The sequence below is a fragment of the Streptomyces lydicus genome (assembly GCF_000717345.1).
In the GTDB taxonomy this organism is placed as follows: domain Bacteria; phylum Actinomycetota; class Actinomycetes; order Streptomycetales; family Streptomycetaceae; genus Streptomyces; species Streptomyces lydicus.
Genome location: NZ_JNZA01000063.1, coordinates 14,203 through 28,441, shown reverse-complemented (window position 1 = coordinate 28,441; position 14,239 = coordinate 14,203). Strand labels below are relative to the sequence as shown.

Here is a 14,239-nt window from a genome sequence, read left to right as displayed (position 1 = left end):
GGTACTGCAGGGGGGACCCTGTGGGAGAGTAGGACGCCGCCGAACAAATTTTGAAAAAGCCTCGTTCCCCGAGTTTCGACTCGGGGAACGAGGCTTTTTGCGTTCCCGGGGAAGTGAGTGGGACGTCGTCCTTGGCTGGCGGATGTAGCGGATGTATTGGCCGCCTGCCGGGGGATTGAGTGGCGTGCCAGGTGCGCGGTGAGGGGCTCCTTGACCTCCCTAGCCGGCATAGCGCTTTCTGTCTGTAAGCGGTTGCCTGTGAGCGGTGCTGGGCGGGAGCGAGAGCTGGCCGGCTCGTGGTGATTGGTTGAGACAGAGGATGGGGGTCACACCTGGCTGGGGGTGGGCCGTGGTGGGCGTCGTGGGCCGACGTTGCTCACCTGTAGGGGGTCGTGGGCTTGGCTCCCGGGTTAGAGGCGGCCCGTCGCCTTCAGGGTGAGGTAGGCGTCGGCCAGGTCGGGGGCGAGGTGGGACGGGGTGGAGTCGATGACGGTGATGCCGTGGTGGCGGAGGCGGTCCGCGGTGCGGCGGCGGGCGGCGCGGGTCTGCTCGGCGGCGGCTGCCGCGTAAACCGCCTGCGGGGTGTGACGGCCGGCGGCCATCTCCTCGATGCGAGGGTCGGCCACGGCCGCGACGATGAGTTCGTTGCGTTGGGTGAGGCTGGGGAGGACGGGCAGGAGGGCCTCTTCCACGGGGGCCGCGTCCAGTCCGGTGAAGAGCACGATGAGGGACCGGCGCGAGGTGCGGCGGTGGATGGTGGCGGCCAGGCCGCGGGCGTCCGCCTCGACGAGTTCGGATTCGAGGGGTGCGAGGGCCTCGGTGAGGGCCGGGAGGACGTCGCGGGCCGCGCGGCCCTGCACGGAGGCGCGTACCCGGCGGTCGTAGGCGAGCAGGTCGACGCGGTCGCCGGCGCGGGCGGCGAGGGCTCCGAGCAGGAGGGCGGCGTCCATGGAGGCGTCGAGGCGGGGGATGTCGCCGACGCGGCCGGCTGAGGTGCGGCCGGTTTCCAGGACGAGCAGAATGCGGCGGTCGCGTTCGGGGCGCCAGGTGCGGACGGCGAGGTCCTGGCGCCGGGCGGTGGCGCGCCAGTCGATGGAGCGGGTGTCGTCGCCGGGGGTGTAGTCGCGGAGGCTGTCGAACTCGGTGCCTTCACCGCGGGTCAGGAGGCTGGTGCGGCCGTCGAGTTCACGGAGCCGCGCGAGTTTCGCCGGGAGGTGCTTGCGGCTGGTGAAGGGGGGCAGGACGCGCAGCGTCCACGGGACGTGGTGACTTCCCTGCCGAGCTGCCAGGCCGAGGGGGCCGTACGAGCGGACCGTGACGCGGACGGCGTGGTGATCGCCGCGGCGGGTCGGGCGGAGCGTGGTGGTGAGGCGGCGGCGTTCGCCGGCGGGGACGCGAAGGGTGTGGCGTGAGGCGGGGATGTCCGTGCCGGGGGGGAAGGAGCTCGGGGGCCAGGCGTCGCGGACCTGGGCGCGCAGCGGGCGGCGGCCTGGGTTGGTGAGGGTGAGGTGCGTGTGGGCTTCGCCTGTTAGTCGAACAGTTGTGTCACCGGTTCGGGTGAACTGGAGCTTTCGCACTGGCGCGGCGAGAGTGAGGTCGCACAAAATTGCTATCAGCAAGGTGAGTTGGACGGCGAGGATGCCGAGCCAGCTGGGCAGCACGAAGCCGACGAAGAGAGCTCCGAGTGCGGAGACGAGGGCGGTGCGTCCGGTGAGGGCCACGGTGTCGTCGCCTCAGCGGGGGACGGGGAGATGAGCGAGTACGGCGTTGATCACGGAGTCCGCGGTGACTCCTTCCATCTCCGCTTCCGGGCGGAGCTGGATGCGGTGACGGAGCGTGGGAAGAGCAAGGGCCTTGACGTCGTCGGGGGTTACATAGTCGCGGCCGGTGAGCCAGGCCCAGGCGCGTGACGTCGAAAGCAGGGCAGTTGCGCCTCGGGGGGAGACACCGAGGGAGAGCGAGGGGGATTCGCGGGTGGCACGGCAGATATCGACGATATAGCCGGTGACTTCGGGGGAGACCGAGGTCTTGGCGACCGCGTCGCGGGCCGAGTCGAGGTCGGCGGTGGAGGCGACGGGGCGCAGCCCGGCGGCGCCGAGGTCGCGAGGGCTGAAGCCGGCCGCGTGACGGGTGAGGATGTCTATCTCGTCATGGCGGGCGGGGAGAGGCACCGTCAGCTTCAACAGGAACCTGTCGAGTTGGGCTTCGGGCAGCGGATAGGTGCCTTCATATTCCACGGGGTTCTGGGTGGCGGCCACCAGGAACGGCTCGGGGAGGGGGCGGGGTGTGCCGTCGACAGTCACCTGGCGCTCTTCCATCGCTTCGAGCAGGGACGCCTGGGTTTTGGGCGGCGTGCGGTTGATCTCGTCGGCGAGCAGCAGGTTGGTGAAGACGGGGCCCGGCTGGAAGGAGAACTCCGCGCTGCGGGCGTCGTAGACCAGTGAGCCGGTGACATCGCTCGGCATCAGGTCGGGGGTGAACTGGACGCGCTTGGTGTCGAGTTCGAGTGCCGCTGACAGGGCGCGCACGAGGAGGGTCTTGGCGACGCCCGGGGCGCCTTCGAGGAGTACGTGACCGCGGCAGAGGAGTGCGACGACCAGGCCGGTGACGGCCGGGTCCTGGCCTACGACGGCCTTGGCTATCTCGGTGCGCAGGTCCTCGAGCGAAGCTCGGGCGCTGTCAGCGGTCGGGGTGCTCACGGGGGGCGTGCCTCTCTTGGGAAACGATCGAGGATTCGAGTGCGTCGAGGTGGTCGGCCAGCTGCACCAGGGCGCGGTCGTCGGCGGGTGCCGGGCCGAAGAGCAGGGAGGGGAGGTCTGCTCCGGTGCCGGGGGCGGGCGCCAAGTGGGCCTGGACAGCTGGGAGAAGAGTCTCGGGCGTGTGGGCGTGGGCCGCGGGGACGCCGAGGAGGGGAGCGAGTCGGGTGCGGGTGGCGGCGCGCAGTACCGCTGCCGCCCGGTCGCGGGCGTTGGCCTGTTCGTAGAGACGGGCGTGGCCCTCGGTGGTCTCGGCGGCGGGCACGGTGACGGGGAGCCTCTCCGTCACGAGGGGGCCCAGTCGGCGGGCGCGCCAGACGGCGGCGAGCAGCGCGGCGAAGGCGAGTTGGAGCAGGGTCCAGCCCCAGCCGGCGGGGATGAGGTCGAGGAGGCCGCGCTGGTCGTCCTGCGTGGAGGACGGATCGCTGACGGAGGGGAGGTACCAGACCAGATGTTTGTGAGAACCGAGGAGTTGCAGGGCCAGCGAGGCGTTGCCGTGCTCGTCGAGGTGCTGGTTGTAGAGGAGCTCGGGGGAGCCGAGGAGCACGGTGTCGCGGCCGTCGGCCGGGGCCGGCAGCCGCAGCAGGGTGGCCTTGCCGCCACTGGGGTAACAACGGTCGGCGCCGGCGGTGGAGGTGACGTAACGCGGGCCGCCGAGGAGGGCGTTGCCGGCGCGGCGGGCGTCGGGCAGGGAGCAGGCGGGACGGCGGGCCGCGTTGGTGACCGGGGGCTCGGCCTGGACGGTGGGGGCGAAGGTGTCGAGAGGCGCGGGGCCGGGCGCGAGCAGGACGGTGCGGCCGGTGGTGTGCGCGGTCGCGGTGTACAGGCCCGTCAGCTGACGTTGGGTCAGGACGTCGGGGTCGGTGACGAGCAGGGTGGTGTCGGGTCCGGCCGCGGCGGCGGCCTCCTCGGAGGTGGTGACCACGTGGGTGGAGACCCCGTGCGCGGCGAGGAGTTGGGCGAGCGCCCGGCTTCCGGTGCGGTCCGCCGAGCGGGGGTCGAGTCGGCCGTGCTGTTCGCCGGACTGCAGCGCCGCGAGGACGACTCCGCTGAGGGCGAGCAGGAGGAGCGCCATCAGTGGGCCGCGGGAACGGCGCCAGAGGTGACGCGTGGTCACGGAGAGAGTGGGGGTGTGCGCGGTGGCCGTGGTCATCCGTGGCTCCCGGTGGGGGCGGTGGCCAGGGCGGGCTTGGCGTGCTGGAGGTCGGTGTCGAGGCCGGCCAGGAAGGTGTACGCCGCTTCCGTGCCGGGTCGGCCGCCGTATGTGACGTCGTCGAAGGTACGGGCGGCGGTGCGGAGTTGGTCGGCGTGCGGGGGCAGCGCGCGGCCGGCTTCGGTGGCGGCCTCGTCGGCGGTGCGGCCGGGGCCAGGGGTGAGGAGGGCGCGTTCCTCCAGGGCGAGGACGATGGCGCGCATCCGGTCCTGGATGGCCTGGCTCCAGTGGCCCGCGGCAGCGTGGCGTTCGGCAGCGGCGCGGTGCTCCGCGGCGGTGCGGGGTGTGTCGGCGAAGAGCCCGCGGCCTGTGGTCGGCGTGCGGCGTACGGCCCCCAGCCGTAGCCGGAGGGCAAGAATCAGCAGCAGGACGCAGACGCCGACGGTGAGAAGCCCGATCCAGCCGCCCGGTGTGGCGCCGGCGGCCGCGTTGAAGAGTGCGTCGAGGCGGTCCCAGAGCCAGTCGAGGGCGCGCTGGATCGGGTTGGGGTCGTGCTGGTGGTACCGGGGGTCGGACAGCTCACGCTCGGCCGCCTCGCGGGCGGGGAGGCGAGGGGTCCGCACCGGTATGTCGTCGTCGGAGTATGTGGTGAGTCCTCCGAGCACGGTCATCTTCCCCCCTGTGGTCACCGCATCAGCTTCCCGGTGCGGTGTCGGTGGGACGTGGTCCGGAGTCGTCGACGGGTGTTGTGTCAGGCGTCGGACCGCCGGTCGGCGGGGCGTCGGTGGGGACGTCGGTGCCGAAGCCGGGGAGGCCGGCGGCGCGGGCGAGTTCGAGGTCGAGTGCCTCGCGCCGGATGCGCTGGTCCATGTAGAGGAGGGCGGTGACGCCCGCACTGACCGGGAAGGTGATGGTGGAGCTGATGACGGCGCCGATGCCCAGCACGATCAGGAACGACCAACCGGTGGTGTTGCTGGTGCCGTTCGCCCAGTCCATGAGGCTTTCGCCGCCGATGACGAAGGCGATGAGGGTGGCCGGGATCTGGATGATGAACTCGACGATGGCGATCAGGAGGTAGGTGAGCAGCTGGGCGCCCAGTACCCGCCACCAGGAGCCGCGTACGAGCTTGGCGGAGCGTCGCATGGACGCGATGACGCCCTGCTTCTCCAGCATCAGGGCGGGAGAGGCGAGGCTGTAGCGGACCCACAGCCAGATGCTCACGACAGTGGCGGCCAGCCCGCCGAAGAGGGCGAGGACCACACCGAGGTCGAAGGTGCCGGCGGCGATGACGAGGAAGCCGGGAGCCACACCGATCGCCACTATCGCGGTGACCATCAGGGGGAGCAGCACGAGCAGGCCGAGCAGGCGCGGGAGTTGGGAGCGTGCCTCGCGCCAGGCGTCGCCGGCCGTCACCGTACGGCCCAGGACCGCGCGGCTCACGACCATGGTGAGCAGCCCGGTCGCGATGATCGTGGCGAGCAGCCCGATCACGGAGGTGATGGCGCTGCCGGCGAGCGTGTTGCCGGCCTCGCGCAGGGTGTCGCGGAGCGGCGGGACGCGGTCGTTCGACATGGCGGGGGCGCGGCCGGCGTCCTGGAACCACAGTCCGGTGACGACGGTGACCGCGGTCTGGGAGACCACCGCGAGGATCAGCGAGATGCCGAGGACGGTGCGCCAGTGGGCCCGCATGGTGGCGACCGCGCCGTCGAGGATCTCGCCGATGGCGAGCGGGCGCAGCGGGATGACGCCGGGTTTGGCGGCCTGCGGCACCGCGGCCCAGCTGCCGCCCCACGGCGGCTGAGTGCCGGGGCCCTGTCCGCCCCAGCCGGGCCCGGCCGGGCCCGGCGACGAGGCGCGGGTGCGGTCGCCGGATGTGTCCGGTCCGTTGCCGCGGCCATGGGGGCCGCTCTGGCTGGGAATGCCGGTGGGCGCCGTCCACTGGCCGGGGGGCGGTTGCTCCTTGGACCAGTTCGGCGGGGACGACGGCTCGGTGGTTTCGGACCCGGCCTCCGGGGCGGAGGGCTGTGCGGGCTGCTCCTGTGTGCCGCGGCCCGGCTCGTCGGAGGGGGCGGATCCGGGCGAGGCCCAGCCCGGAGAGTTGTTCATCGTCGCTCCTTCTTGCTGCCCGTCCGCCGGGGCGGCCGGGGTCCAGGGTCCGCGGTGCCAGTCATCGTGTCATGGCGTCGCGCGTTGTGTACCCGTGCCCTGAGGGTGAGGGGACCTTCTGCTCGAGGGGCCTGGGGCGGCAGACTGAACGAATGGGCGATCAGTACGAGGTATCCGAGGCGGGCGCCGGGGCGCTCGCAATCCCGTCGTTGCGCTGGGAGGAGCCGCCGGAGGGGCCCGTATTGGTCCTCCTTGATCAGACCAGGCTGCCCGCGGAGGAGGTCGAGCTGGTCTGTACGGACGTACCGGCGCTGGTGCAGGCGATCCAGACGCTGGCCGTCCGCGGGGCGCCGCTGCTGGGTATCGCGGGTGCGTACGGCGTCGCGCTGGCCGCTGCGCGCGGTTTCGATGTGGAAGAGGCGGCGGCGGTGCTGGCGCAGGCCCGGCCGACCGCGGTCAATCTGGGGTACGGCGTGCGGCGTGCGGTCGGCGCCCACCGCACGGCGGTGGCAGAGGGGGCCGATACCCGGGCGGCAGCGGCGGCGGCCCTGGCCGAGGCGAAGGCCGTACACGCCGAGGACATCGAGGCGAGCACGCGGATGGCCGCGCACGGTCTGGAACTGCTGGGCGAACTGCTGCCGGGCGGCGGTCACCGGATCCTCACGCACTGCAATACGGGAGCGCTGGTTTCCGGGGGCGAGGGGACCGCCCTGGCCGTGGCGCTGGCCGCGCATCGGGCCGGTGAGCTGCGCCGGCTGTGGGTGGACGAGACGCGGCCCCTGTTGCAGGGGGCGCGGCTGACCGCCTACGAGGCGGCGCGGGCGGGCATGGCGTACACGGTGCTGGCGGACGGTGCGGCCGGCTCGCTGTTCGCCGCGGGTGAGGTGGATGCGGTGCTGATCGGTGCGGACCGGATCGCGGCGGACGGGGCGGTCGCCAACAAGGTCGGCAGCTATCCGCTGGCCGTACTGGCGCGGTACCACCACGTTCCGTTCGTGGTGGTGGCACCGACCAGCACGGTGGATCTGGACACCGAGCAGGGGTCGGATATCGAGGTGGAGCAGCGGCCGGGGCAGGAAGTGACGGAATTCTCGTTGCCGTCCCAGCTGGGTGCCGGGGCGCCGGCGGGGACCGGCATACCGGTCGCGCCGCTGGGCGCCGGGGCCTACAACCCGGCCTTCGACGTCACGCCGCCGGAGCTGGTGACGGCGATCGTGACGGAGGCGGGAGTGGTGTCGCCGGTGACCCGGGAAGCGCTCGCTGAGCTGTGTTCCACGTCACGTTGGAGTAAGTCACGATCAGGTAATGGGATGATGGCCGAATGAAGGGACGCGTCCTGGTCGTCGACGACGACACCGCACTGGCAGAGATGCTCGGCATCGTGCTGCGTGGCGAAGGCTTTGAACCGTCGTTCGTGTCGGACGGTGACAAGGCCCTTGCCGCCTTTCGCGAGAGCAAGCCCGATCTTGTCCTGCTCGATCTGATGCTGCCCGGCCGGGACGGCATCGAGGTGTGCCGGCTGATCCGGGCGGAGTCCGGTGTTCCGATCGTCATGCTGACCGCCAAGAGCGACACCGTGGACGTGGTCGTCGGGCTCGAGTCGGGCGCGGACGACTACATCGTCAAGCCGTTCAAGCCCAAGGAGCTGGTCGCCCGGATCCGGGCGCGGCTGCGGCGTTCGGAGGAGCCGGCGCCCGAGCAGCTGGCGATCGGTGACCTGGTCATCGACGTGGCGGGGCACTCGGTCAAGCGGGACGGGCAGTCGATCGCGCTGACCCCCCTGGAGTTCGACCTGCTGGTGGCGCTGGCGCGCAAGCCGTGGCAGGTGTTCACGCGTGAGGTGCTGCTCGAGCAGGTCTGGGGCTACCGGCACGCCGCCGACACCCGGCTGGTCAATGTCCATGTCCAGCGGCTGCGCTCCAAGGTCGAGCGGGATCCGGAGCGTCCGGACATCGTGGTGACCGTGCGCGGGGTCGGCTACAAGGCCGGGCCCAGCTGAGATGACCCGGGACGGTGCGGCCCCGGAGGAAAAGCGGGGACGCACCGTCGGCCCGGCAGGTGATATGTCCTTTTCGGGGAAGTTGTCGGCTTGGTTGCTGCGCGGTGGCCAGCTGCTGCCCGACGGCGCGGTGAGCGGGCCGGTCCACCCCCTGCTGCGGCTCTTCAGCCGCTGGGTGCGGCGACCCCTGCTGCCCGCCCTGCGCCTGTGGCGGCGCAACATCCAGCTGCGCGTGGTGGCCACGACGCTGCTGATGTCGCTCGCCGTGGTGCTGCTGCTCGGTGTCGTGGTCGTCGGACAGGTGCGTAACGGCCTGCTCACGGCCAAGGCGCAGGCCGCGCAGAGCCAGGCCGTGGGCGGCTTCGGCGTCGCCCAGAAGATGGCCGACGGCGCCGACGACACCCGCACCGACGACGCCGCCCGCACCGGGAACCGCGGCACCCAGGACTCCGCGACCTGGCTGACCGGCCTCGTCGAGCAGCTCGCCAGCGGTGGTCAGGGCGTCTTCTCCGTCGTGGCGCTCAGCTCCGACTCCGACGAGCCGTTCGGCGACTCCAGCCCCGGCACCCGCGGGCCGCGCGCCTCCGGCGATGTCGACCCCGAGCGGAGCGTGCCCGCCGAGCTGCGGCGGAAGCTGGACACCAAGTCCGGCACCTTCCGCCAGTACACCCAGATCAAGCGCATCGGGTCGGACGACGGCGTACCGGCGCTGATCATCGGCAAGCGCCTCAACGACGTCAACAGCAACCAGTACCAGCTCTACTACCTCTTCCCGTTCAGCCAGGAAGAGGAATCGCTCAAGCTCGTGACCGGCACGCTCGCGACGGCCGGCGTCTTCGTCGTGATCCTGCTCGGCGCGATCGCCTGGCTGGTGGTGCGGCAGGTCGTCACGCCCGTACGGATGGCCGCCGGGATCTCCGAGCGGCTGGCCGCCGGCCTGCTCCAGGAGCGGATGAAGGTCACCGGCGAGGACGACATCGCCCGGCTCGGCGAGTCCTTCAACAAGATGGCGCAGAACCTCCAGGTCAAGATCCAGCAGCTGGAAGAGCTGTCCCGGATGCAGCGCCGCTTCGTCTCGGACGTCTCCCACGAGCTGCGGACCCCGCTGACGACCGTACGGATGGCGGCCGACGTCATCCACGACGCACGCGACGAGTTCGACCCCGTCACGGCACGCTCCGCCGAGCTGCTGTGGGGCCAGCTCGACCGCTTCGAGTCGCTGCTCGCCGAGCTGCTGGAGATCAGCCGGTTCGACGCGGGCGCCGCCGCGCTGGAGGCCGAGCCCATCGACCTGCGGGACGTGGTGCACCGCGTCATCGAGGGCGCCGAACCGCTCGCCGAACGCAAGGGCAGCCGCATCGTGGTGCGCGGCGCCGAGCAGCCCGTCATCGCCGAGGCCGACCCGCGCCGCGTGGAGCGGGTGCTGCGCAACCTCGTGGTCAACGCCGTCGAGCACGGCGAGGGCCGCGACGTGGTCGTCCGGCTGGCGTCCGCGGGCAGCCGCAGCGGCGGCGCGGTGGCCGTGGCGGTGCGGGACTACGGCGTCGGCCTGAAGCCCGGCGAGGCCACCCGCGTCTTCAACCGCTTCTGGCGCGCCGACCCCGCCCGGGCCCGTACGACCGGAGGCACGGGCCTCGGCCTGTCCATCGCGGTCGAGGACGCCCGGCTGCACGGCGGCTGGCTGCAGGCGTGGGGCGAGCCCGGCGGCGGTTCGCAGTTCCGGCTGACCTTGCCCCGGACGGCCGGCGAGCCGCTGCGCGGATCCCCGATCCCCCTGGAGCCGGAGGATTCCCGACGCAACCGCGGAACGGACGAGACGGGCCAGCCGCGGGCCGGCGCCGGCGACAAGACCTCCACGATCCCGGTCCAGACGCGCGCCGCCCAGGCCGACGGCGGGCACACGTTCACCGCGGAGTCACGGACCGCGACCCGGCCGGCCGCCGACCCCGCGGCGCTGCCCGGCAACGGCGCCCGCGTGGTGCCGCAGGGCGGGGGCGTACGGGGTGACGGAACAGCGCGCGACGACAGTGCGCACTCCGGAGAGACGACCCACGGGAGCGCGGCCGGGCAGCAGGCCGGGCGGGACGCGGACACCGGGCACGGCGTGGAGCCCGGACGGGGCGCGGAGGCGGAAGGCGAGCTGCGTGGACACTGAGCGCGGAAGCGAGCGCGGGCCTGGGCACCTCCTCCGCAGGCGTGCCCAAAAGGCCACCGGGCCCGTGCGGAAGGCGCTGCTGTTCGGCTGCGCGGCGGCGCTGCTGGCCGGATGCGCCTCGATGCCCGACAGCGGTGACGTCACCGCCGTCGACCAGTCACCGCGCTCCGAAGGCGACTCACAGGTACGCGTCTACGGCGTCCCGCCACAGGACGGCGCCCAGCCCACCAACATCGTGCGCAGCTTCCTCGACGCGACGACCAGCGACGAGGCGGACTTCCGGACGGCCACCCAGTACCTGGCCAAGTCGGCGAAGCGGACCTGGCGGCCGTTCCAGGTCACCAAGGTGCTTCAGGAGCGCCCCAAGCCCGAGCCGAAGATCCAGCCCAACCGCGAGGACGTCAACGGCTACACGGTCACCCTCTCCGGCAGCCAGGTGGCGACGGTGGACGACAACCACGCGTACACCCCGGAGGAGAAGCCGTACCGCCAGACGATCCACCTGATCAAGGAGGGCGGCCAGTGGCGCATCGACCGGCTGCCCAACGGGCTGGTGCTGGGACTGTCCGACTTCCAGCGCATCTACCGCTCCGTCAACAAGTACTACTTCGCCTCCTACAACTCGGAGTCCGAGGAACCGAAGGCGAGCCGGAACGTGCTCGTCGCGGATCCGGTCTATCTGCGGCAGCGGATAAAGCCGATCACGGCCAGCGTGGAGGCGCTGCTGTCCGGGCCCACCGACTGGCTGAACCAGGTGACGACGTCGGAGTTCCCGCACGGCACCCGGCTCGCGTCGCACGATCTCGCGCTGGACGACTCCAACGCGCTGCGGGTCAAGCTCAGCAAGGAGGCGGTGAACACCGACACCGCCCAGTGCAAGCGGATGGCGGCTCAGCTCTTCTTCACCGTCCAGGACATGACCCGCGCTTCGAAGATCAGCGACGTCGAGCTCCAGGACAACAGCGGCAACTCGCTGTGCCAGCTGTCCCAGGAGCAGGCCGCACGGGACTTCACCCCCTCGCCGCGCGCCGGGCGCCCCGCCAGGGAGTACTTCATCGACGGCGACCACAAGGTCGTCGCCATGTCCGACACGGCGACCGAACCGACGCCGGTGCGCGGCCCGTTCGGCACGGGCAAGACCCCGCTGCGCTCCGTCGCCATCTCGCGCGCCGAGAACACCGCGGCCGGGGTCTCCAGCGACGGCCGGTCGCTGTATGTGGCCGCCCTGGAGGACGGCACGGGGCGCGGCGGCCCGCTGCTGACCAGCGGCGGCTCGGCCAAGAGCCCCGACGAGGGGCTGACCGCGCCGAGCTGGGACGGGCTGGGCGATCTGTGGATCGCGGACCGCGACGCGCACGGTTCCCGGCTGCTGCGGATGCGTGAGGGCAAGGGCGACCCCGAGGAGGTCGCGGTCCCGGGGCTCGGCGGACGGCGGATCAAGGCGATCAAGGTGGCCGCGGACGGGATCCGGATCGCGGTCCTGGTGGAGGACAAGGGGCGTACGACGCTCCAGCTCGGCCGGGTCGAGCGGGGCGGCAGTTCGGCGCACCCGATGCTGTCGGTGCAGGAACTGCGGCCGATCGCCCCGCAGTTGGAGGACGTGGTGGCCGCGTCCTGGGCGGGTGGCAGTCGGCTGGTGGTCGTCGGGCGGGAGTCCGGCGGGGTGCAGCAGATGCAGTTCATGGAGACCGACGGCTCGGCGTCCAACGCGCAGACGCTGCCCGGCGTCAACGGTGTCAAGGCGGTCGCGGCCTCGGAGGACGAAACCAGGCCGCTGATCGCCGACGCCACCGAGGGCATCGTGCGGCTGCCTCCGGACGCGAACTGGAAGACCGTCGCCAAGGAAGGAACCGCGCCGGTCTATCCGGGGTGAGGCGGGTCGACGGCTTCATGTGGGCCCCTGGGGTGCCACCTGGGTGTCGTGGGGACGGTAGTGGTGCGGCGGCCGGGTGCTTGATCGGTGCCGGTGCCGGCCGGTTTCAGTTCGTGCCAGTGCCAGGGCCAGTGCCGGCGATGCCGATTGCGGGGGCGGCGCCCGGGCCAGGCCACGGTTTCTCGCCGTGGCCCCGGGGATCCGAGCTGCCGTACGGGCCCGTGACAGGTGTTCCCTCTCCGCGGCCGGGCCGGTCGACGGCGGTTTCCGGTCGTCGGGGGTTCCACGGTGCCGTGCGGCGTGTGGCGCTGATCTCCGCGTTCCCGGAGTTATCCACAGGGGTGGTGGCCGGGCGTGCATGGCGGGACAGTGGAGTCATGCAGGGGGTTTGGCGTGAACTGGCCGGGCTGGTGTTGCCGGTCGCCTGTGCGGGGTGTGGCCGACCGCGTACGGAGCTGTGTGCGGAGTGCCGCCGGGTACTGGCGCGGGACGGGCGTGGGGCGCGGCGGGTGCGGCCGAGGCCGGAGCCGGCGGGGCTGCCACGGGTGTGGGCGGGGGTGCCGTACGCCGACGAGGCGCGAGCGGTGCTGCTGGCGCACAAGGAGCGCGGTGCGCTGAGGCTGGCCGCCCCGCTGGGAGCCGTGCTGGCCGGTGCGGTGCGGGGTCTGCGGCCGGGAGCCGGGGCGTTGCTGCTGGTGCCGGTGCCTTCGGCCAGGCGAGCCGTGGCCGGGCGGGGCCATGATCCGGTGCGCCGGATCGCGCTGGCCGCGGCCGCCGACCTGCGACGAGGGACGGGGAACGGGGTGGGGGAGGGGGCGGGGGCCCGGGTCCTGGCAGTACTGCGCCAGCGTCGCACCGTCGCCGACCAGGCGGGCCTGAGCGCCCGGCAGCGGCTGGCGAATGTGGCGGGTGCACTGGTGGTGCGGGGCGGGGCCGAGAGGCTGCTGAGGGGGCTGCCAGTGGTGCTGGTGGACGATCTGGTGACGACGGGTGCCACGCTCGCCGAGGCGGCCCGGGCGGTGACGGCGGCGGGTGGGCGAGTGACGGGTGCGGCCGTGGTGGCGGCGACGGACAGTGCCTTTCCCGGCGCTTTTGCCGGCGGTGCGATTCGACGTGATTCCGTCGGCGAACGGGGAAAGCGAGGTCGTACGGCAGATGACTACCCCGGCAAGTAGTTGAGGAGGCAAAATCACCCGAACGGAGCCGAGGGCTCCGAGGGGGTGCCGACATCCCTCCTGGAGAGCTATGTTCGGTTGTGAGGACTTGGCGGATGATTTGCCTCGGATGTCGCGATGAATGCGTTCAGGGGCTTTTGCAGCGACCCTGAAAACGGGGGAATGGAGATCTCGTCGACGGGGGAGGAGGAGGTGAAAGTCGCCAAGTCCGAGGCTTCGGCACTCACCGGAGCCTGGTGCAAGAAGGAATCGCCCCGCCCCCGGGCGGAGTGATCCGGGAACGGAGTTCTGCGTGGACATCGTCGTCAAGGGCCGCAAGACCGAGGTGCCCGAGCGGTTCCGCAAGCACGTGGCCGAGAAGCTGAAGCTGGACAAAGTCCAGAAGCTCGACGCCAAGGTGATCAGCCTGGACGTCGAGGTGTCCAAGGAGCCCAACCCGCGGCAGGCCGACCGTTCCGACCGAGTGGAGATCACGCTCTACTCCCGTGGCCCGGTGGTCCGGGCCGAGGCGGCCGCGGCGGACCCCTACGCCGCGCTGGACCTGGCCACCGCCAAGCTGGAGGCGCGTCTCCGCAAGCAGCACGACAAGCGTTTCTCGCGCCGCGGCAACGGCCGCATTCCGGCGAGCGAGGTCGCTGACGCCGTGCCGGACGCGGCGAGCCTGAACACCAACGGCGAACTCGCCACCGAGTCCGAGGAGGTGCCGACCACGAGGGTCGGGCCGCTCGACGTCCGGGGCGAAGGACCGCTGATCGTCCGCGAGAAGACCCACTCGGCCGCGCCGATGCCGCTCGACCAGGCGCTCAACGAGATGGAATTGGTGGGACACGACTTCTATCTCTTCGTCGACGCCGACACCAAGCTTCCCAGTGTCGTCTACCGGCGGCACGCATACGACTACGGCGTCATCCACTTGAACCCGGATGCGTTCGGGAGGGAGGAGCCCGGCGGCGCAGGTGGCGCGCTGGGTGGCTGAACCTCACCCGCTCGGTGCCCCCGGCGTACGCCGGGGGCACCATCGT

Annotated in this window: 11 protein-coding genes; 6 read left to right on the top strand and 5 right to left on the bottom strand. The window is 72.0% G+C overall.

Annotated elements, in window-relative coordinates; genetic code table 11:
• Positions 1-410: 410 nt before the first annotated feature.
• Genes OO62_RS34960 through OO62_RS34940 form a run of 5 tightly spaced genes read right to left on the bottom strand, consistent with a single transcriptional unit; the run spans position 411 to position 6,015 of the window.
• Positions 411-1,721: a DUF58 domain-containing protein gene (locus OO62_RS34960; protein ID WP_033271749.1), complete on the bottom strand. Its 1,311-nt coding sequence runs from the start codon at positions 1,719-1,721 to the stop codon at positions 411-413.
• Between the two features lie 12 nt (positions 1,722-1,733).
• Entirely contained in the window at positions 1,734-2,699 is a 966-nt protein-coding gene (locus OO62_RS34955; RefSeq protein ID WP_033271748.1) for an AAA family ATPase, read from the bottom strand.
• On the bottom strand, positions 2,680-3,909 hold the full coding sequence (locus OO62_RS34950) for a DUF4350 domain-containing protein (protein WP_033271747.1): 1,230 nt from the start codon (positions 3,907-3,909) through the stop codon (positions 2,680-2,682). Before OO62_RS34950 ends, OO62_RS34955 begins: the two co-directional genes overlap by 20 nt.
• Positions 3,906-4,580: a DUF4129 domain-containing protein gene (locus OO62_RS34945; RefSeq protein ID WP_033271746.1), complete on the bottom strand. Its 675-nt coding sequence runs from the start codon at positions 4,578-4,580 to the stop codon at positions 3,906-3,908. Before OO62_RS34945 ends, OO62_RS34950 begins: the two co-directional genes overlap by 4 nt.
• A gap of 22 nt (positions 4,581-4,602) precedes the next feature.
• On the bottom strand, positions 4,603-6,015 hold the full coding sequence (locus OO62_RS34940; RefSeq protein WP_051733868.1) for a DUF7847 domain-containing protein: 1,413 nt from the start codon (positions 6,013-6,015) through the stop codon (positions 4,603-4,605).
• Positions 6,016-6,167: 152 nt separating this feature from the next.
• Between OO62_RS34940 and mtnA the strand changes: the two genes are divergently transcribed.
• The 6 genes from mtnA to hpf all read left to right on the top strand — a co-directional run bounded on the left by mtnA (position 6,168) and on the right by hpf (position 14,193).
• Positions 6,168-7,340, top strand: coding sequence for an S-methyl-5-thioribose-1-phosphate isomerase (gene mtnA, locus OO62_RS34935; RefSeq protein WP_033271745.1), 1,173 nt, complete (start codon positions 6,168-6,170; stop codon positions 7,338-7,340).
• Positions 7,337-8,014, top strand: a complete 678-nt coding sequence (mtrA, locus tag OO62_RS34930; RefSeq protein WP_033271744.1) for a two-component system response regulator MtrA — start codon at positions 7,337-7,339, stop codon at positions 8,012-8,014. Before mtnA ends, mtrA begins: the two co-directional genes overlap by 4 nt.
• Before the next feature lies 1 nt (position 8,015).
• Positions 8,016-10,169, top strand: a complete 2,154-nt coding sequence (mtrB, locus tag OO62_RS34925) for an MtrAB system histidine kinase MtrB (RefSeq protein WP_033271743.1) — start codon at positions 8,016-8,018, stop codon at positions 10,167-10,169.
• Between the two features lie 121 nt (positions 10,170-10,290).
• The gene (locus OO62_RS34920) at positions 10,291-12,042 is read left to right on the top strand and encodes an LpqB family beta-propeller domain-containing protein (RefSeq protein ID WP_099870145.1); all 1,752 of its coding nucleotides are present in this window, start codon (positions 10,291-10,293) and stop codon (positions 12,040-12,042) included.
• Between the two features lie 377 nt (positions 12,043-12,419).
• Positions 12,420-13,217 (top strand): ComF family protein, encoded by a 798-nt coding sequence (locus OO62_RS34915; RefSeq protein WP_051733866.1) that lies wholly within the window; start codon positions 12,420-12,422, stop codon positions 13,215-13,217.
• A 292-nt stretch (positions 13,218-13,509) separates the two neighbouring features.
• Entirely contained in the window at positions 13,510-14,193 is a 684-nt protein-coding gene (gene hpf / locus OO62_RS34910) for a ribosome hibernation-promoting factor, HPF/YfiA family (RefSeq protein WP_033271741.1), read from the top strand.
• Positions 14,194-14,239 lie beyond the last annotated feature (46 nt).